The organism is Nonomuraea sp. CA-218870 (assembly GCF_050936535.1).
Taxonomy (GTDB): Bacteria; Actinomycetota; Actinomycetes; order Streptosporangiales; family Streptosporangiaceae; genus Nonomuraea; species Nonomuraea corallina.
Map to the genome: position 1 here is coordinate 1,564,761 of NZ_JBNJMN010000001.1, position 17,994 is coordinate 1,582,754.

A 17,994-nucleotide genomic window follows, 5' to 3' on the forward strand; every position below is an offset into this window, starting at 1 on the left:
ACCGTACGCCCGGGTTTCTCCCGGTCAAGGGTCACTTACCACGAAAGACCCTGGCAATGATCGCCACGAGCCCCGAGAACCCCAGCCCCGTGACCACCAGAGGCAACAGGACCAGCGGATCCTTGATCGACCGCGTCAGAATCAAGATCCCCAGCACGATGAACAAGATTCCGCTCAGCAACGCCATCCAGTCGGTCCTGTGCAGACGCCGCGGCCGGTCGAGATCACGCCGCACGCCGCACCTCCACGTCGCCGACCCCGCTCCGGATGTTCAGCACGAGCGTCGCCGGCTCGCCCTTGGGCGCCACCTCCGGCTCCAGCACCTTGTCCAGCCGGACCTTCACGCCCCCGCGCAGCACCCGGTCCACCTGGATGTCGCCGACCTGGTTCGTCGCGTGCACCTCCAGCCGCGCCTCGGGCGGCACGATCACCTCCAGGGAGCCCAACGACAACGCGGCGCGCACCTCCACCCTCGACCCCGCCTTCAGCGGCAGCTCCGACAGATCCAGCTCGCCGTCGCCCACGCCCACGTCGAACACCTGGCGCGTCTCCTCCACGCTGGTCGGAAGCCAGACGGACGCCCCCACCTTCGCCGGAAGCCCGCCGAACATCAACCCGACCCCGATCAGCACGGCCACCATCGTGCCCGCGCCCACCAGCCCCGCGCCCCTGCCCCACCAGGCGGCGACCAGCAGCCCCGCCCCGATGGTGACCAGCACCGCGCCGCCGACGATCGTGGGCTGCACGCCCGAAGGCGACGCCGCCTGCACGGCCACGAGGATCCCTCCAATGATCATTGCCAGCAGCATGGTGATGACGCCGATGAACGACCTCGGCCGCTTGCTCCGCCGCGGCCGCCCGTACAGCTCGGGGTCGTACGGCGAGTAACCGCCCGCCCTCTTGGCGGGGTCGAGCGGCTGGTACGGGCCATGCGGCGCGAACGGCTCCCCCCGCGCCCCGAACCCGGACTCCCCATACGAGCCCTGCCATGTCTCCTCGCGCGAGCCGTAACCGGTTTCCCCGTACGAGCCGAGACGTGTTTCTTCGCGTGAGCCGTGTCCGGCGAGCGGCCGGTAGGCCGGGATGCGGCGGGTTCCGTCCGGTGCGGTGCCGGGCTCCTCGTGGGTCCCGTAGGGGCGGACCCGCTCGTCCCCGGCGGTGTCTCCGGCGGTGTCCCCGGCGGTGTCCCCGGCGGTGTCCCCGGCACTGCCGCTCGCGTCCGTGCCGGTCTCAGCGTGGAAGGCCGCGGCCTCCGGCTCCTCGACGGAGTCGCCCCGAGGCGACGCCTGGACGCCAGGAAGGAGCACGGTCTCGCCCCGACCGGCCACGGTCCCTTCGCCCGTCCCCGCCGCGTCGGGAGAGGAAGGCGCGGGCCTCGCCGCGTCCCCAGCGGCCGGCACCGGCGTCTCGTCCCGGACGGCCGGGATAGCCGTGTCCTCCGGGACACCCGGGACACCTGGGGTAGCCGTGTCGTCCCGGACGGCTGGGACAGCCGGATCGTCGTGGACGGCCCGTACTGGCGTCTCGTCCTCAGCGGCCGAGGGCGGCCCGGGAAGGTTCTGGTGCGGGGCGGCGCCCAGGGGCGGCGCGGTGAGACCGTCGTCGCCGGTGCGCTCCCGGAGAGGCTCGCCGACCGGCGGACGGTGGGCGATCGTGGGAGCGGACTGCGCGTACGGGGGGACGCGGGGAGCCTGCCTGTGGGCGGGTTCGTCCAGATCCGCGGGCCGGGGACGCCGGTTGAGACGCTCGGGCATCGAACGCACCAGCCCCAGCAGGTCGACCCCGTGGGCGTGCGCCGCCAGCAGCGCGACGGCCAGGAACAGCCCCGCGACCAGCGTCCCGGTGCCCAGCCACACCGTCGACAGGTTGATGCCCAGTCCCAGCGCCAGCACGGCCGTCAGCAGCGCCATCACCGCGTCGGCGTCGAAGTCGCGCCGGGTCCACTGCTCGATGAGCCCCGGCCGTCCGCTGGGCTCCTTCATCAGCAGGAAAGCCGCGATGTACAGGAACAGCCCGATGCCGGACCCGAACAACAGGATGACGAACCCCACCCGGAACACCACGGGGTCGATGCCGGTGTGCCTGCCGAGCCCGGCGCACACGCCCATGAGGAAGCGTCCTTCGCGGCTGCGGCGCAGCACGTTCGGGGGCGAGGCCGGTTCCCTGGGTGGCGCTTCTGTCATGAGACCATCGTGACCCACCCCGCGGGGGCACGCATCCGGGAGACCCCTGACCCGACCCGGGGGTCGTTCCCTGATGTCAGGCACACGATGACATGTGACGATGACGGTGTTATGGCAGACCAGAAGACAGTCGTCGAGCCCGAGGCCGGCGTGCCGTACCGCCGTATGATGCGTCCTATGGAGGGCCGCCTCGTGGGCGGTGTCGCCCAAGGGCTGGCCGCGCAGCTCAAGCTCGATCCGGTCGTGATCAGGCTCGTGTTCGTGCTGCTCAGCGTGGTCGGCGGGGTCGGCGGCGTGGCGTACGCGGTGCTGTGGATGATCACGCCGCGTGAGCCGTACCGGGGAGAGCCGCCCGCCCGTGACTGGAGCCAGCTGGCCGCGTTCACCGCGATCGGGGTGGCGCTGTTCGCGTTCGGGTTCCTGACCGGCGCCTCGCGGGGCGGCATCGGCATGCTGCCGTTCGCGATCGGCGGCATCGGCGGGCTGATCCTGTGGCAGCAGGCCGACCCGGAGCGCCGCAAGCACTGGGTGAGCGGCGCGACCAAGAGCATCAGGAAGAACCGCGTGCGCACGCTCCTCGGCGTGATGCTCGTGGTCGCGGGCGGCATCGGCTTCCTGGTGGTCGAGGGCCAGCTCCAGGAGGCGGGCCAGGGCCTGCTGCTCACGTCGGTCGTGGTCGGCGGGCTGGCGGTCATCGCCGCACCGTGGCTGGCCGGCCTGTGGAAGGAACTGCAGCTCGAACGGCGCGAGCGCATCCGCCAGGAGGAGCGGGCCGAGGTCGCCGCGATGGTGCACGACTCGGTCCTGCACACGCTCACCCTCATCCAGCGCGTCGCGCACGACCAGCGCGAGGTCACCCGCCTGGCCCGCGCCCAGGAACGGGACCTGCGCAACTGGCTCTACCAGCCCGCCCAGGACGCCGACGCCACCCTTGCCGCCGCCGTGCGCCGGATCGCCGCCGAGGAGGAGGACGCGCACGGCGTCCCGATCGAGGTGGTCTGCGTCGGCGACGTCGGCCTGGACTCCGGCGGCAGGCTCGCGGCCATGCTCAAGGCGGCCCGGCAGGCGATGGTCAACGCGGCCAAATACTCTGAGAGTCAGTCCATCTCCGTGTACGCCGAAGTCGAGGGTGAAGAGGTCACGATTTTCGTGAAGGATCGGGGCAAGGGGTTCGACTTCGACGCGGTGCCGGTGGACAGGATGGGGATCAGGGAGTCCATCATCGGAAGGATGGAACGTCACGGCGGCGCCGCCAGAGTGCGTACCGAGCCTGGTGAGGGCACCGAAGTGATGCTGACGATGAAGGTGGAGAAGCAATGACGCGGGTGCTGATCGTCGACGACCACCGGCTGTTCCGCTCGGGAGTGCGGGCCGAGCTGGGCGACTCGATAGAGGTCGTGGGCGAGGCCGAGGACGTCGACTCGGCCGTCAAGGCCATCGCGGAGCTGCGGCCCGACGTCGTCCTGCTGGACGTGCACATGCCCGGCGGCGGCGGCCAGGAGGTGCTGCGCCGCGTGCTCGGCTCCGGCTCCCAGGTACGCTTCCTCGCCCTGTCGGTGTCGGACGCGGCCGAGGACGTGATCGGCGTCATCCGGGGCGGCGCCCGCGGCTACGTCACCAAGAACATCAGCGGCAGGGAGCTGACCGACGCCATCCGCCGGGTCGCGGACGGCGACGCGGTCTTCTCGCCGCGGCTGGCCGGGTTCGTCCTCGACGCCTTCGCCTCGTCGGAGGCGCCCTCCATCGACCCCGAGCTCGACTCGCTGACCCAGCGCGAGCGGGAGGTGCTGCGGCTGATCGCCCGCGGCTACGCGTACAAGGAGATCGCCAAGGAGCTGTTCATCTCGGTGAAGACGGTGGAGACCCACGTCTCGTCGGTGCTGCGCAAGCTCCAGCTCTCCAACCGCCACGAGCTCTCCCGCTGGGCCACCGCCCGCCGCCTCGTCTGACCCCTGGTGCGATAGACGGGCCCCTTCTTTCCGGTTTTCTCCGGAGATGCTCCTTGCCTCAGTCGAGGGGCGGATGGGGTGGTGAAACCGGGGTTGGCGTGCGACATTGCCAGTTATGGGCAGAGATGTGCCAGTCGTCGTGTTCAGCCGGGACGACCGCCGGAAGTACCGCGAGAAGGTGCACCGGTGCCTCGACGTCTTCGCGCAGTTGCTGCGCGAGTCGAAGTTCGAGGACGACCGGCCGCTCGCCGGCCTGGAGATCGAGCTCAACATCGTCGACGGCGAGGGCGGGGCGTGCATGCGCAACGCCGAGGTGCTCGCCGCCATCGCGCGGCCCGACTGGGCCACGGAGCTGGGCCAGTTCAACATCGAGATCAACGGCCGGCCGCAGGAGCTGAGCGGCGACGGGATGCGCAGGCTGGAGGAGGACGTGCGGGCGCGGCTCAACCACGCCGAGGAGCGCGCCAGGTCGCAGAGCGCCCACCTCATGCTGGTCGGCATCCTGCCCACGCTGCGCGAGGAGGACATCGGCGAGGGCACCCTCTCCGCCAACCCCCGCTACCGGCTGCTCAACGAGCAGATCTTCGCCGCCCGGGGTGAGGACCTGCACCTGGAGATCGAGGGCGTCGAGCGACTGGACACGCACGCCGACAGCATCACCCCTGAAGCCGCCTGCACCAGCGTCCAGCTGCATCTCCAGGTCAGCCCGCAGGCGTTCGCCGCACACTGGAACGCCGCCCAGGCCATCGCCGGCCCCCAGGTCGCCGTCGCCGCGAACTCGCCGTACCTGTTCGGCAAGGAGCTGCACCGCGAGACCAGGATCGCGCTCTTCGAGCAGGCCACGGACACCCGCCCGGCCGAGCTCAAGGCGCAGGGGGTGCGGCCCCGGGTGTGGTTCGGCGAGCGGTGGATCACCAGCGTCTTCGACCTGTTCGAGGAGAACGTCCGCTACTACCCGGCCCTGCTGCCGATCTGCGAGGACGAGGACCCCCGGGCGGAACTGGACCGGGGCCGCGTCCCTGAGCTGCACGAGCTGACCCTGCACAACGGCACCATCTACCGGTGGAACCGTCCCGTGTACGCGGTGGTGAACGGCAAGCCGCACCTGCGCGTGGAGAACCGGGTGCTGCCCGCCGGCCCGTCCGTGCTCGACATCGCGGCCAACGCCGCCTTCTACTACGGGCTGATGAGCGTGCTGCCGCACGCCGAACGGCCGATCTGGAGCCAGATGTCGTTCGCCGCCGCCGAGGAGAACCTCTACGCCGCCGCCCGCCACGGCCTGGAGGCCCGCCTGTACTGGCCGGGGGTCGGCGAGGTGCCGGCCGACGAGCTGATCCTGCGCCGCCTGCTGCCGACGGCGTACGAGGGGCTGGACCGGCTCGGCGTGGACCGTGAGATCTCCGGCCGGCTGCTGGGCGTCATCGAGGGCCGCTGCCTGACCGGGCGTACCGGCGCGACCTGGCAGGTCGAGAAGGTACGGGCGATCGGCGGCGACCGCCACGAGGCGTTGCGGGCGATGACGCTGGAGTACCTCACCCGGATGCACGCGAATGAGCCCGTGCACACCTGGGCAGTCTGACGCACGTGACCCCTTCCCCCTTGGCGCGTCTGCTGCTCGCCTCGCTGCTCCTGTTACCGGTCGCCGCCTGCGGACTGATCTCGTCGCCGTCCAGGGACCGGCGCGGTTCCGACACGTTCGAGGACGACGTGCGGGGGGCCAGGACGCTGTCGGAGGAGTTCTGGAAGCAGTACTTCGCGGCGTCCGGGGCGACCTACCGCCCGATCAACGACTTCGTCCCCTACTCCGGGACGGAAGGGCCGGCCTGCGGCGGGCAGCCGTCCGCGCCGAACAACGCCTTCTACTGCTCGGCGGGCCATTTCATCGCCTACGACGAGGAGTGGATGCGGACGCTGTGGAGCCGGATGGGCGACGGCTCCGTCTACCTGATCATCCCGCACGAGTTCGGCCACGCCGTGCAGGCCCAGCTGGGCGCCGCCTTCGAGCTCAACGTGCAGCTGGAGCTGCAGGCCGACTGCTACGCGGGGGGCACGCTGCGCGCTCTGATCGACTCGGGCGCGCTGACCGCCGAGCCGGGTGACGAGGACGAGCTCCTGCTCAACCTGGCCGCCGCGGGTGACCCGACCGACGACTGGCTCGACCCGGCGGCCCACGGTACGGCCGAGCAACGCCAGCGGTCGTTCGCCGCCGGCTACACGCGCGGGGTCGACGCCTGCTGAGCCGCACTTCCCGTGATGTAGCCGCATGTCAATCCCCAGGATGATGCGACTGATCTTGTGCACGGCATAGCGTTACCCCATGCCTTTGGAGGAGATCGGCTGGCTGCGCAGCGGGGCCTGCAAGTCCAGCGACCCGGAGCTCTTCTTCCCCCTCGCCCCGTCACCCGTCCAGGAGGCGCGGGCCAAGGCCGTCTGCGCGACGTGCCAGGTCCTCACCGAGTGCCGGTCGTACGCGGTGCGGGCAGGTGAGGCCGACGGCATCTGGGGCGGCCTCACCCCGGACGAGCGCCGCCGCTCCCGCCTCCCCGCGAGCCTCCCCGGCTCCGCGGCCTCCTGACCCGGCGGCCCTGATGGATCGTGAGTCCGGCTAGCCTTCAAGGGTGCTGCTTCGTTCGATCGCCGTGCTGACGGCGGCCAACGTGATCAACAACCGGGTCGCGCCCCGGCTGGGCCCGCTCACGTCCGCCGCCGCCACGGCGGCGCTGGTGGCGATGGCCCGCAGGTCCGGGGTGACCTGGGAGGAGCTGGGCTTCGAGCACGGCCGCAGGGGAGCGCTGATCGGCGGGGCGCTGGCGGCCGGCGTGGTGGCGGTCTACACGGCGGGCGTCAGCCTCCCCCGTACCCGTCCCTTCTTCCACGACGAGCGGGCGCTGTCGCTCACCCGCGCCCGCGTCCTGGAGGAGGCCCTGCTCCAGGTCCCGGTCGGCACGGTCCTGCTGGAGGAGGTCGGGTTCCGCGGGGCGCTGCACGCCCTGCTGCGCCGGGACCACGGCCAGGCCACCGCCACGGCGGTGTCGTCGGCGCTGTTCGGGCTCTGGCACATCCTGCCGGCCGCCGACATGGCGCGGGCCAACCCGGCGCTGGGGGCCGCCGTCGCGGGTGAGTCGCCGCAGCGGCTCGACACGGCGCGGGTCGTGGCGGGCAGCGTGCTGGCAACGGCCGCCGCGGGAGTGCTGTTCACCGAGCTGCGGCGCCGGGGCGGGCTGCTGGCGCCGGCGATGCTGCATCTGGCGACGAACTCGCTGGGCTACCTCTTCGCCCGCCTCGCCGCGACCAGGACCGAACCCGTCCAGCAGGAGGTCTCCCTCTGATGACGACCCACGAGCGGGAGATCACCGAGCCGGTGGACCTCTGCCTGCCCGACGGGCGGCTCAACCCCGCCGCCGTGGGCTGGACCCGGCGGCCGTTGCACCGGGCCAACCTGCGCGGCTGGGGCCGCACCAAGCGCTGGGAGTACTGGGGGATCGTCACCCCGTCCCACATCGTCGGCGTCGTGGCGTCCTCGCTCGACTACGCCGGCGTGCACGGCCTCTACGTGCTCGACCGCGCCGCGGGCAAGGAAGTGCGCAAGGACGTGGTGGTGCCGCTCGCCCGCGGCACCGTGATGCCCGACCGCAGCGGCCAGGGCGCCGCCGTCGCCGAGGGCTCCGGTCTCTCCATCCGGATCACCCAGACCGACGCCGGCGCCTCCCTGCGGGCCCGCGCCGAGGGCGTCGAGGTCGACCTGGAGCTCCCGCTCCGCGAAGGCCACGAGTCGCTCGGCGTGGTGGTGCCGTGGAGCCCCCGGCGCTTCCAGTACACGGTCAAGGACCTCGGCCGGCCGGTCCGCGGCAAGCTGGTGCTCGACTCGGTCCCGTACGAAGTGCGGGAGGAGGACTCCTTCGCCGTGCTCGACCACGGGCGGGGGCGCTGGCCGTACTCGATCACCTGGAACTGGGCGGCGGGCTGCGCGCCCGGCAGGGCGATCCAGCTCGGCGGGCGCTGGACGGCGGGCACCGGGAGCACGGAGAACGGCCTGTTCGTCGACGGGCGGCTGCACAAGATCGGCGAAGAGCTGGAGTGGAGCTACGACCGCGGCGACTGGATGCGGCCGTGGCGGATCACCGGCTCTCGGGTGGAGGTGGAGTTCACGCCGTTCTACGAGCGGGTGGCCCGTACCGAGCTGGGGGTGGTGGGCTCGGAGACCCACCAGTGCTTCGGCCACTTCGCCGGCCGGGCCCGCGCCGACGACGGCACCTGGGTGGAGCTCGACGGGCTGACCGGCTGGGCGGAGGAGGCCCGGCAGCGCTGGTGATGTTCTCCCGGTGGTGAGGCTGATCTCCGCCCGGGGATGAGGATCCTTCACCTCGCGGCTCCGGCCTGCGCATCTTCTCTTGACCTCTGCTTTAAGGTCGTCTTCGCGCCTCAACGTGTTCGTGTCGGCACGGAGAGTGCGTATATCAAGATCACAATCCGTGATATACGCTGGAGGTTCGGAGGTGGTGTTCCATGCGAACGGTCATCGACATCGACAAGGAGCTCGTGCAGGCGGTCCAGGAGAAACTGGGCACGGGCAGCATGAAGGAGACGGTCCACTCGGCCCTGCGTTCGGTGCTCGAACGGGACGAGGAGAGGGCGGAAGCGCTCGAGGCGTTCGAGTTCTGGCGGACGGAGGGCAGCCCGGATCTGCTGGATCCGGAGGTCATGAAGCATGCGTGGCGGCGACAGGAGTGATCTACCTGCTCGACACGAGCGCGCTGGCGCGCATCAGGACCAGCGAGGTCGTCGCCAAGGCGCTGCACCCGCTCTACGCGGCTCGTGTCGTGGCCACCTGCGACATCATCGACCTCGAGGTCGGCTACAGCGCGCGTAACCACGCCCACTACAAGCGCGTCATCCGCGCCCAGCACCAGGTGATCAGGCTGTCGGCGGGGCAGGACGTCTGGGCGCGCGCCCGCGAGGTCCAGCGGGAGCTGATCAAGTCCTCCCAGCATCGCGGCGTAAGCCCGCCGGACCTGCTCATCGCCGCCTGCGCCGAGGTGCACGGCGCGACGGTGCTGCACTACCACCGCGACTACGACCGGATCGCCGAGGTCACAGGGCAGCCGTCGCTGTGGGTGGCGCCGCCCGGCTCGGTGCCGTAGCGGGCGAGGTCTATGCCGTGTCGACGACCTGGAAGCCCTCGGCGTAGTGCCCGTCGGGGAGGCCCGCCTGCCGGGCCCAGGTGGCCAGCCGGCCCCTGACCGTCTCCACGAACCCCTCGACGTGACCCACCTGACTGGTGTGCGACTGCAGCGCCGCCAGTTTGCGGTCGAGGACCGGGGTGATGTCCACCCAGTGGTTCCTGGTGGGCCCGCCCATCAGCCACACCTCGCGCACGGTCCACGCCTCCAACCCCTCCTCCAGCAGGTCGGGGAAGGCGTACGGGTTGCGCGCGTCGGGGTAGACGGCGTCGAGCGTGGCGCCGCCGACCGCCCGGTGGTCGGGGTGGCTGGGGGCGATGAACTGGTAGTTGCGCTCCGGGTGATGGGTGATCACCAGCTCGGGCCGTACCTGCCGGATGGTGCGGGCGATCTCCTTGCGCAGGTCCGGCGAGGGCACCACGGTCCCGTCGGGGAGGCCGAGGAAGCGCAGGTCGCTCACGCCGACGCACTTGGCCGCCGCGGCCTGTTCGGCGCGGCGCAGCTCGGCCATGCCGGAGTGGTCCAGGGCACGGTCGTTGCCGCCGGCGTCGCCGTCGGTGACCAGCAGGTAGGTCACCTCCACGCCCCGGTCGGCGAACAGGGCCACGCTGCCCGCGGCGCCGAAGTCGGCGTCGTCGGGGTGCGCGGTCACGACGAGGACCCTGGTGATCTCACTCTCCGGCAGCATGGCTCCCCTTTCCGAGGCGTCTTCGGGCACAACGGGAGTCCGCTCCCCGGCATTCCGGGCGCCGATTGTCGGTGAGGGGTCTTAACCTAGGTACGTGCCCACCCACGTCTCTGTTGACCACCCCTTGCTCGACGGCCTCAACCCGCAGCAGCGCGAGGCCGTGCTCCACCACGGCAGCCCTCTGCTGATCGTCGCCGGGGCCGGGTCCGGCAAGACGCGGGTGCTCACCCACCGCATCGCCTACCTCCTCGCCGAGCGCGACGTCCACCCGGGCGAGATCCTGGCCATCACGTTCACCAACAAGGCCGCGCGCGAGATGAAGGAGCGCATCGACAAGCTCGTCGGCCCGCGCTCGCGGGCCATGTGGGTGATGACCTTCCACAGCGCCTGCATGCGCATCCTGCGCCGCGAGGCCAAGCGGCTCGGCTTCCCGTCCAGCTTCTCGATCTACGACCAGGCCGACTCCCAGCGCCTCATGGCCATGGTCTGCCGCGAGATGGACCTCGACCCCAAGCGCTACCCGCCCCGGTCGTTCTCCGCCCAGGTCAGCAACTTCAAGAACGAGCTGATCGACTACGAGACCGCGATCGAGCGGGCCGGCTCCCATCTGGAGAAGACGCTCGCCCAGGCCTACAAGAGCTACCAGCTCAAGCTCACCGAGGCCGGCGCGATGGACTTCGACGACATCATCATGAACACGGTGACGCTCTTCCAGCTCTTCCCCGAGGTGGCCGAGCATTATCGGATGCGGTTCCGCCACGTCCTCGTGGACGAGTACCAGGACACCAACCACGCGCAATACATCCTGATCCGGGAGCTGGTCGGCTTCCCCGAGCTGCGCACCGCCGACGGCGAGCAGGTGCGCTCCGGCACCGGCCAGTCGGAGCTGTGCGTGGTGGGCGACGCCGACCAGTCGATCTACGCCTTCCGCGGCGCGACGATCCGCAACATCCTGGAGTTCGAGCGCGACTACCCCGACGCCCGCACGATCCTGCTGGAGCAGAACTACCGCTCCACCCAGAACATTCTGGCCGCCGCCAACGCGGTCATCTCCCGCAACGAGTCGCGCAAGCCGAAGAACCTCTGGTCCGACCAGGGCGACGGGCCGAAGATCGTGGGGTACGTCGCCGACAACGAGCACGACGAGGCCGTGTTCGTGGCGCAGGAGGTCGACCGGCTGTCCGACGAGGAGGGCGTCAGGCCGGGCGACGTCGCGGTCTTCTACCGCACCAACGCGGCCTCCCGGGTGTTCGAGGAGATCTTCATCCGCACCGGCCTGCCCTACAAGGTCGTCGGCGGGGTGCGCTTCTACGAGCGCAAGGAGGTCAAGGACCTGCTGGCCTACCTCCGGGTGGTGGCCAACCCGCTCGACGTGGTGTCGCTGCGCCGCATCCTCAACGTGCCCAAGCGCGGCATCGGCGAGCGGGCCGAGGCGATGGTGGAGGCGTTCGCCGCGCGCGAGCGGATCCCGTTCTGGGAGGGGCTGCGGCGGGCCGGCGAGGCGCCGGGCATGGCCACCCGCTCGCTCAACGCGATCAGGGAGTTCGTCGCGATGCTGGAGGAGCTGATCGCCAAGAGCGAGGGGGTGCCGCCGGCCACGCTGGCCGAGGAGGTGCTGGCGGCCACCGGCTACCGCGCCGAGCTGGAGGCGTCCGAGGACCCTCAGGACGAGTCCCGCCTGGAGAACCTCCAGGAGCTGGTCTCGGTGGCGAGCGAGTTCGAGGAGGCCAACCCCGAGGGCACGCTCGTGGAGTTCCTGGAGCAGGTGTCGCTGGTCGCCGACGCCGACCAGATCCCCGAGCAGGACGGCGGCCAGGGCGTTGTGACGCTGATGACGCTCCACACCGCCAAGGGCCTGGAGTTCCCGGTGGTCTTCCTGACCGCCATGGAGGACGGCGTCTTCCCCCACATCCGCTCCATCGGCGAGTCGAAGGAGCTGGAGGAGGAGCGCCGGCTGGCCTACGTCGGCATCACCCGCGCCCAGCAGCGGCTCTACCTGACGCGGGCCGCGGTGCGCAGCTCGTGGGGGGCGCCGTCGTTCAACCCGGCCTCGCGGTTCGTCGGCGAGGTGCCGGCCAAGCTGGTCGAGTGGCGCAGCGACCCCGACAAGTCCGCGTGGAGCGCCGCCACCCGCCGCGAGCCCGCCCCGGCCGCGGCCCCGAAGAAGGCCGGTGGCCGGAGCATGCCGTCGCTGACGCCGGGCGACCGGGTCACCCACGACGCGTTCGGCCTCGGCACCGTGGTGTCGGTCGACGGCGTGGCCGAGAAGACCAAGGTCAAGATCGACTTCGGCTCGGGGGGCGAGAAGACGCTGCTGCTCGCGTACGCGCCGCTGGAGAAGCTCTGACGGTGCGCCGAGAAGCCGGCCGGGTGCTCTGAGAAGCAAACCGGCCGGTGCGGGCCGTGGGCCCGCACCGGAGGGGTCAGCTCTGGGCGGTGCGCAGGGCGCTGCCCTTCTTCCACTGGGTCCAGTTGAGCTGCCAGTAGCTCCAGCCGTTGTTCCACTGGAGCTTGCGCTTGGTGCCGACGATCTTGACGACGTCGCCGCGCTGGGTGATCTGGTAGAACCACTTGGCTCCGGCCGGGGTGGCCCGAACGCAGCCGTGGCTCTGGTTGGACCGGCCGAGATACTGGTAGTCGCCGAAGCTCTGGTGGACGTACTCGCCGCTGTCGGAGATGCGGACCGCCCAGGGGATCTCCTCCTTGTAGTAGCGCGGGTCCTTGGGGTCGGTCACCCCCAGCCACGACGACGTCATGGTCTCCACGGCCTTCTTGCCCATGGTCAGGTGGACGCCGCTGGTGGTCAGGTAGACGTCGACGCCGTTCCTGATCAGGCCGCCCCGCCCGGCGCTGATCGGGATCTTCTTGGCCAGCCTGCCGTTGCGGTAGACCTTCATGACGTGCTTGCGGGTGTCGACCAGCGAGACGTGCTTGGCCCCGACGGCGAAGCGGCGGCTGACGTTCCTGGCCTTGTGGTTGCCGGGGATCTGGCTGAGCTGGGCCTTGAACAGCACCTTCTGGTACGGCTGCCAGTAGGTCTTGGTGCGGTAGATGACCTTGCGGGGCGACACCCACCGCCAGGCGCCCTCGACGGGCTTCTCGGCCTGCACGCTGAGCACGGACTCGACGGCGGCCTTGTCGGGCACGTCGCGGTCGAAGGTGACTATGATGGGGAAGCCGACCCCCACCTTCTCCGTCTTCTCTCCCATGGGCGTGATGTCGGCGATGCCGATCTTGAACTTCTTCTGCGGCTTCGTGACGGGCTGGGTCGCCTGCACCGCCTCAGGCTGGACCGCCTGGGACTGCACCGCCTGAGGCCGCGCCGCCTGCCGCGCGGCGGCCCGCTCCGGGGCGGGGGCGCCCTCGGCCGCGCAGGCCACCGCGGTCGCCAGCGCGGCGGCGGCGAGAATCCGGGGGAAGAGATTCACGGTCGTACTCCTGAGCTATGGTTCTCCGCGTCGAACGCGTCCGTACGTGTGACAACTGGGACACGTGTTTCGACGGCAGATCGGCCGTCACGATGACGTAACGGTCCAAATGCCACAAAGCCGCACCCCCGGGGCAGGGGGTGCGGCCCGCGTGCGGAGGCCGGTCGCCTACAGGCCGACCTTCACGCCGTCCAGCATCTCGATGTGGTCGAGGGTCTCCTCCTGGCCGTCCTTCGGCTTGGCGCTGGCGTCACTCTCGCTCGGCGCCTTGATGGTGACCTTGGTGCCCCAGCCGGTGTAGCGGGTGTCGACGCTCACCGTCTCGCTCTTCTTCGGCGCTCCGTCGAGGACGCCCAGCGGGTACGTGGTCACCAGCCGCGTCGGCAGGCCCTTGGCGTCGACGCTCAGCCGCCAGGTGATCTGGGTCTTGAGCACCTTGGCCGGGAACTTGTCCATCATGAGCGTGTGGCGGAACCACGGCGAGATCTTGCGGACCTCGTTGACGGTGATCTTGCCGGAGTAGCCGTTGCCGGTGACCTTGGCGTTCTTGAGCATGGCCTTGAGCGTGGCCGGCTCGGCGACGTTCAGCGGCTGCCCGTAGACGCCGGTGACGCCGCCGGTCGTGCCCTGCGAGAGCTTGAACCACTTCTTGTCCTCGGGCAGGACATGGGCCCAGATCCCGCCGGACAGGTAGGAGGTGTTGCCCAGCCAGATGGTGCGCTCCGGCTTGACCATCGCCTTGGCCAGCTCGGGCGCCTCGTCACCCAGGTCGCTGGCCCTGACGTTGAGCTTGCCGGTGCTGTCCGACGCGGCCACGCCGTTCTTGCGGAAGGCGATCGTGCCGGTGCGGCGGACGAAGATGTCCCGGAAGATCGGGGTGATCAAGGTGGTGCGCTCGGTGAACTTCACGCCCTTGCCCGGCACGAGCTGCTTCTTCACGGCGACGAGCGGGTTCTTGGGAGCGGCCTGGGCCTGAGCGGGGACGGCCGTCACGAAGGTCGCGGCGGACGCCAGCGCGAGACCGGCGATCAAACGCTTCATTGCGAATCTCGATTCCTGGGGGGAGATGGACGTGGAGCGGCCATGGCATGAGCGATGCGCCGGATTACCTCGTCCAGGCACGCCGGGACGAGGAGATGGCCGTACTCCGCCCCGCCGACGTGAACAGGCGAGGGTCGTGCGTCCCGTGCCGGCCGGGAAGGCGACGCGCCGTTCCCGGCCTCGGGGTTGTTACGCCTCTCGCGTACGGGAGAGGAAGGGGAAAGTCAGCGGCCCTGACCCAGCGAGCTGATCGCGTTGTCCGAGATCTCGGCCGGGATGTCGCTGTCGCGGTCCTGGGAGAGCAGGTCGGAGCTGTCCATCCACTGCGACGCCGAGGGGGCGGTGATCTTCACCTTGGCGCCCCAGCCGGTGTAACGGCTCTCGGTGACGGAGCGGCTGGTGCCCAGCACGCCGAAGTCGAGCGTCCAGTCGCTCACCACGCGGGTCACGAGCCCCTTGCCGTTGGTGTCGATCAGGTAGCCGACCTTGATCTTGCTCAGCGCGCCGGTCAGCTTCTCGCCCTGGAGCGCGGCCAGCTTCTTGAGGGTGATGGTGCCCTTGTAGTCGCCCTTGACGACCTTCGCATTCGCCATCACGCCCTTGAGCACCTTCGGGTTGAAGATGTCGACGAGCTGGCCGGTCTGGTAGGCCGTCACGCCCTCGTAGCGGATCCACTTCTTGCCGTCGGGCAGTTCGTCGCTGAACAGGCCGCCCTGCATGTAGGTGTGGCCGCCCACGCTGATCGTGCGCGTGGCGCCGAGCGAGGCGGTCATCGGAACGTCCTGGCCCTTGACAGGCTTGTAGCGGAAGCTCAGGTCGGAGCCTGTGACGCCGGATTTGCCGAATGCCAGCTTTCCGGTCGTCCGGGTGACGAGTGCGGCTTTTCCGTCGACATAACTACGGGCGGTTTCGGAAACCCGCACTCCGTGTCCGGGAGAGAACTGCTTCTTGAGTGCTTTGACCGGATTGACCGTCGTGGCCTGCGCTGGCGCCACCGTGGCCAGCGTCGCCGCAGCGGCACATACCAATCCGGCAATCATTCTTCTCATCGTGATCCTAGGTCAAAGGGGAGGAGGGAACGTATCTTGCCCATCGAAGATCACAGCGATATCTCAATGCACGGATAAATAGGGATTTATCCGTGCATATTTGGTGCAGGGGCCGCAGCCGGAGTGAGATGACCGTCACATCCGGGCACATGCGCGACCCAGTGACCTGGAAGGGTCTGCGCTGGGGCTAGGCTTCACTGGCGGAAACGCCCGGCACGTACGTACGGGGTGGCCCGGGCCGTCGAACATTCAGTCGGAGAAGCAAGGACGGACCCTCGTGGACCTGTTCGAACATCAGGCGAAGGAACTCTTCGCCGACTACGGCATCCCGGTGCCACGCGGCATCGTCGCCCACACCGTGGAGGAGGCGCGCGCCGCCGCCGAGGAGCTCACCGGTCGCGTCGTCGTCAAGGCGCAGGTGAAGACCGGCGGGCGCGGCAAGGCCGGCGGCGTCAAGGTCGCCGACGACGCGGCCGACGCCGTCGAGAAGGCCCAGGCCATCCTGGGCATGGACATCAAGGGCCACACGGTGCACAAGGTGCTCGTGGAGGAGGCCAGCGCGATCGCGGAGGAGTACTACTTCTCCTTCCTGCTCGACCGCGCCAACCGCACCTTCCTCGCCATCTGCTCCGCCGCGGGCGGCATGGACATCGAAGAGGTCGCCCACTCGACCCCCGAGAAGGTCGCCAAGGTCCCGGTCTCGCCCCTGACCGGCGTCGACCGCGCCAAGGCCCGGGAGATCGCGGCCGCCGGCGGGCTGCCGGAGAAGTCCCTCGACGGCGCCGCCGAGCTCATCGAGAAGCTGTGGTGCGCGTTCGTCGACGAGGACGCCAGCCTGGTCGAGGTCAACCCGATGATCCTGTCCGCCGACGGCCAGGTGAAGGCCCTCGACGGCAAGGTCACGCTCGACGACAACGCCTCCTTCCGCCAGCCGGACCACGTCGCCTTCGTCGACAAGGCCGCCGAGGACCCGCTGGAGGCCGCGGCCAAGGCCAAGGACCTCAACTACGTCAAGCTCGACGGCTCGGTCGGCATCATCGGCAACGGCGCGGGCCTGGTCATGTCCACGCTCGACGTGGTCGCCTACGCCGGCGAGGCGTTCCCGGGCAAGCCCGCCCCGGCCAACTTCCTCGACATCGGCGGCGGCGCGTCCGCCGAGGTCATGGCGGCCGGCCTGGAGATCATCATGTCCGACCCGTCGGTCAAGTCGATCTTCGTGAACGTGTTCGGCGGCATCACCGCCTGCGACGCCGTGGCCAACGGCATCGTCTCGGCGTTCAAGCTGCTGGAGAGCCGCGGCGAGTCGGTCAACCACCCCCTGGTGGTCCGCCTCGACGGCAACAACGCCCAGCTCGGGCGACAGATCCTGGCCGACGCCGCGCTCCCGCGCGTCGAGCTGGTCGACACGATGGACGACGCGGCCAAGCGGGCCGCCGAGCTCGCTGCGGTAGGTGCGTGACACATGGCTATCTGGCTGACCGAGAACAGCAAGATCATCGTTCAGGGCATGACCGGTTCGGAGGGCACCAAGCACACCCGCCGCATGCTCGCCGCCGGCTCCCGCGTCGTGGGCGGCGTCAACGCCCGCAAGGCCGGCACCACCCACGAGGGCCTGCCCGTGTTCGGCACGGTCAAGGAGGCGATGGAGAAGACCCGGGCTGACGTGTCTGTCGTCTTCGTGCCCCCGGCGTTCACCAAGGACGCGGTCAAGGAGGCCATCGACGCCGAGATCCCGCTCTGCGTGGTGATCACCGAGGGCGTGCCGGTCCACGACACCACCGAGTTCTGGGCGTACGCGGTCGAGAAGGGCAACAAGACCCGCATCATCGGCCCCAACTGCCCCGGCATCGCCTCGCCCGGCGCCTCCAACGCCGGCATCATCCCCGCCGACATCACCACCGCGGGCCGCATCGGCCTGGTGTCCAAGTCCGGCACGCTGACCTACCAGCTCATGTACGAGCTGCGCGACTTCGGCTTCTCCACCGCCGTGGGCATCGGCGGCGACCCGGTCATCGGCACCACGCACATCGACTGCCTCCAGGCGTTCCAGGACGACCCCGGCACCGACGCGATCGTGATGATCGGCGAGATCGGCGGCGACGCCGAGGAGCGCGCGGCCGCCTACATCGAGAAGCACGTCACCAAGCCGGTCGTCGCCTACGTCGCGGGCTTCACCGCGCCCGAGGGCAAGACGATGGGCCACGCCGGCGCGATCGTGTCCGGCTCGGCCGGCACCGCGCAGGCCAAGAAGGAGGCCCTGGAGAAGGTCGGCGTCCGCGTCGGCAAGACCCCTTCCGAGACCGCCCGGCTGATGCGGGAGATCATGCAGTCCCGCTGACGGCTCCCGCGCGAAGGCCCCGCGACCATCGCGGGGCCTTCGGCACGCCCGCGACCGCTGACCGCCGTGCCGTCCCGGTGCCGTCCCGGTGCCGTCCCGGTGCCGTCCGGCGCCGGAAACGGCGCATAAACCGGGCGG

At 70.2% G+C, this 17,994-nt stretch carries 18 protein-coding genes; 12 read left to right on the forward strand and 6 right to left on the reverse strand.

Features of this window, described 5'->3' with window-relative positions; genetic code table 11:
- Positions 1-31: 31 nt before the first annotated feature.
- Entirely contained in the window at positions 32-235 is a 204-nt protein-coding gene (locus ACQEUU_RS07910) for a hypothetical protein (RefSeq protein ID WP_433062261.1), read from the reverse strand.
- Positions 225-2,183, reverse strand: coding sequence for a PspC domain-containing protein (locus ACQEUU_RS07915; protein ID WP_433062263.1), 1,959 nt, complete (start codon positions 2,181-2,183; stop codon positions 225-227). Before ACQEUU_RS07915 ends, ACQEUU_RS07910 begins: the two co-directional genes overlap by 11 nt.
- 111 nt (positions 2,184-2,294) lie before the next feature.
- Here ACQEUU_RS07915 and ACQEUU_RS07920 point away from each other — a divergent pair, with 111 nt between their 5' ends.
- The 9 genes from ACQEUU_RS07920 (at position 2,295) to ACQEUU_RS07960 (ending at position 9,273) form a co-directional block, all read left to right on the forward strand.
- Positions 2,295-3,503, forward strand: coding sequence for an ATP-binding protein (locus tag ACQEUU_RS07920; protein ID WP_433062265.1), 1,209 nt, complete (start codon positions 2,295-2,297; stop codon positions 3,501-3,503).
- Complete coding sequence (locus ACQEUU_RS07925; protein ID WP_433062267.1) at positions 3,500-4,132, forward strand: response regulator; 633 nt, start codon at positions 3,500-3,502, stop codon at positions 4,130-4,132. The genes ACQEUU_RS07920 and ACQEUU_RS07925 overlap by 4 nt, the downstream gene beginning before the upstream one ends.
- 127 nt (positions 4,133-4,259) lie before the next feature.
- Positions 4,260-5,711 (forward strand): glutamate--cysteine ligase, encoded by a 1,452-nt coding sequence (locus ACQEUU_RS07930; protein ID WP_433062270.1) that lies wholly within the window; start codon positions 4,260-4,262, stop codon positions 5,709-5,711.
- 5 nt (positions 5,712-5,716) lie between these two features.
- Positions 5,717-6,370 carry a neutral zinc metallopeptidase gene (locus tag ACQEUU_RS07935; RefSeq protein ID WP_433062273.1) on the forward strand — a complete coding sequence of 218 codons (654 nt, stop codon included), beginning with the start codon at positions 5,717-5,719 and terminating at the stop codon, positions 6,368-6,370.
- Between the two features lie 79 nt (positions 6,371-6,449).
- Entirely contained in the window at positions 6,450-6,707 is a 258-nt protein-coding gene (locus ACQEUU_RS07940) for a WhiB family transcriptional regulator (protein WP_433062276.1), read from the forward strand.
- A 43-nt stretch (positions 6,708-6,750) separates the two neighbouring features.
- Positions 6,751-7,461, forward strand: coding sequence for a lysostaphin resistance A-like protein (locus ACQEUU_RS07945; RefSeq protein WP_433062279.1), 711 nt, complete (start codon positions 6,751-6,753; stop codon positions 7,459-7,461).
- Positions 7,461-8,444 carry a DUF2804 domain-containing protein gene (locus ACQEUU_RS07950; protein ID WP_433062282.1) on the forward strand — a complete coding sequence of 328 codons (984 nt, stop codon included), beginning with the start codon at positions 7,461-7,463 and terminating at the stop codon, positions 8,442-8,444. Before ACQEUU_RS07945 ends, ACQEUU_RS07950 begins: the two co-directional genes overlap by 1 nt.
- A 194-nt stretch (positions 8,445-8,638) precedes the next feature.
- Complete coding sequence (locus tag ACQEUU_RS07955) at positions 8,639-8,863, forward strand: type II toxin-antitoxin system VapB family antitoxin (RefSeq protein ID WP_433062285.1); 225 nt, start codon at positions 8,639-8,641, stop codon at positions 8,861-8,863.
- Complete coding sequence (locus tag ACQEUU_RS07960; RefSeq protein ID WP_433062287.1) at positions 8,845-9,273, forward strand: PIN domain nuclease; 429 nt, start codon at positions 8,845-8,847, stop codon at positions 9,271-9,273. Before ACQEUU_RS07955 ends, ACQEUU_RS07960 begins: the two co-directional genes overlap by 19 nt.
- Before the next feature lie 10 nt (positions 9,274-9,283).
- On the opposite strand, the gene ACQEUU_RS07965 is transcribed toward ACQEUU_RS07960, so the two are convergent.
- Positions 9,284-10,000 carry a PIG-L deacetylase family protein gene (locus tag ACQEUU_RS07965; RefSeq protein ID WP_433062290.1) on the reverse strand — a complete coding sequence of 239 codons (717 nt, stop codon included), beginning with the start codon at positions 9,998-10,000 and terminating at the stop codon, positions 9,284-9,286.
- 94 nt (positions 10,001-10,094) lie between these two features.
- Between ACQEUU_RS07965 and pcrA the strand changes: the two genes are divergently transcribed.
- Positions 10,095-12,347: a DNA helicase PcrA gene (gene pcrA / locus ACQEUU_RS07970; protein WP_433062292.1), complete on the forward strand. Its 2,253-nt coding sequence runs from the start codon at positions 10,095-10,097 to the stop codon at positions 12,345-12,347.
- Positions 12,348-12,423: 76 nt separating this feature from the next.
- Here the strand turns inward: pcrA and ACQEUU_RS07975 are convergent, their stop codons facing one another.
- The 3 genes from ACQEUU_RS07975 to ACQEUU_RS07985 all read right to left on the reverse strand — a co-directional run bounded on the left by ACQEUU_RS07975 (position 12,424) and on the right by ACQEUU_RS07985 (position 15,509).
- Positions 12,424-13,428, reverse strand: a complete 1,005-nt coding sequence (locus tag ACQEUU_RS07975; protein WP_433062294.1) for a L,D-transpeptidase — start codon at positions 13,426-13,428, stop codon at positions 12,424-12,426.
- 168 nt (positions 13,429-13,596) lie between these two features.
- Complete coding sequence (locus ACQEUU_RS07980; protein WP_433062297.1) at positions 13,597-14,469, reverse strand: hypothetical protein; 873 nt, start codon at positions 14,467-14,469, stop codon at positions 13,597-13,599.
- 224 nt (positions 14,470-14,693) lie between these two features.
- Positions 14,694-15,509, reverse strand: coding sequence for a hypothetical protein (locus ACQEUU_RS07985; protein WP_433062300.1), 816 nt, complete (start codon positions 15,507-15,509; stop codon positions 14,694-14,696).
- Between the two features lie 286 nt (positions 15,510-15,795).
- Between ACQEUU_RS07985 and sucC the strand changes: the two genes are divergently transcribed.
- Entirely contained in the window at positions 15,796-16,977 is a 1,182-nt protein-coding gene (gene sucC / locus ACQEUU_RS07990; RefSeq protein ID WP_433062302.1) for an ADP-forming succinate--CoA ligase subunit beta, read from the forward strand.
- A 3-nt stretch (positions 16,978-16,980) separates the two neighbouring features.
- Positions 16,981-17,856, forward strand: coding sequence for a succinate--CoA ligase subunit alpha (sucD, locus tag ACQEUU_RS07995; RefSeq protein ID WP_433062305.1), 876 nt, complete (start codon positions 16,981-16,983; stop codon positions 17,854-17,856).
- The last annotated feature ends 138 nt before the right edge of the window (positions 17,857-17,994 follow it).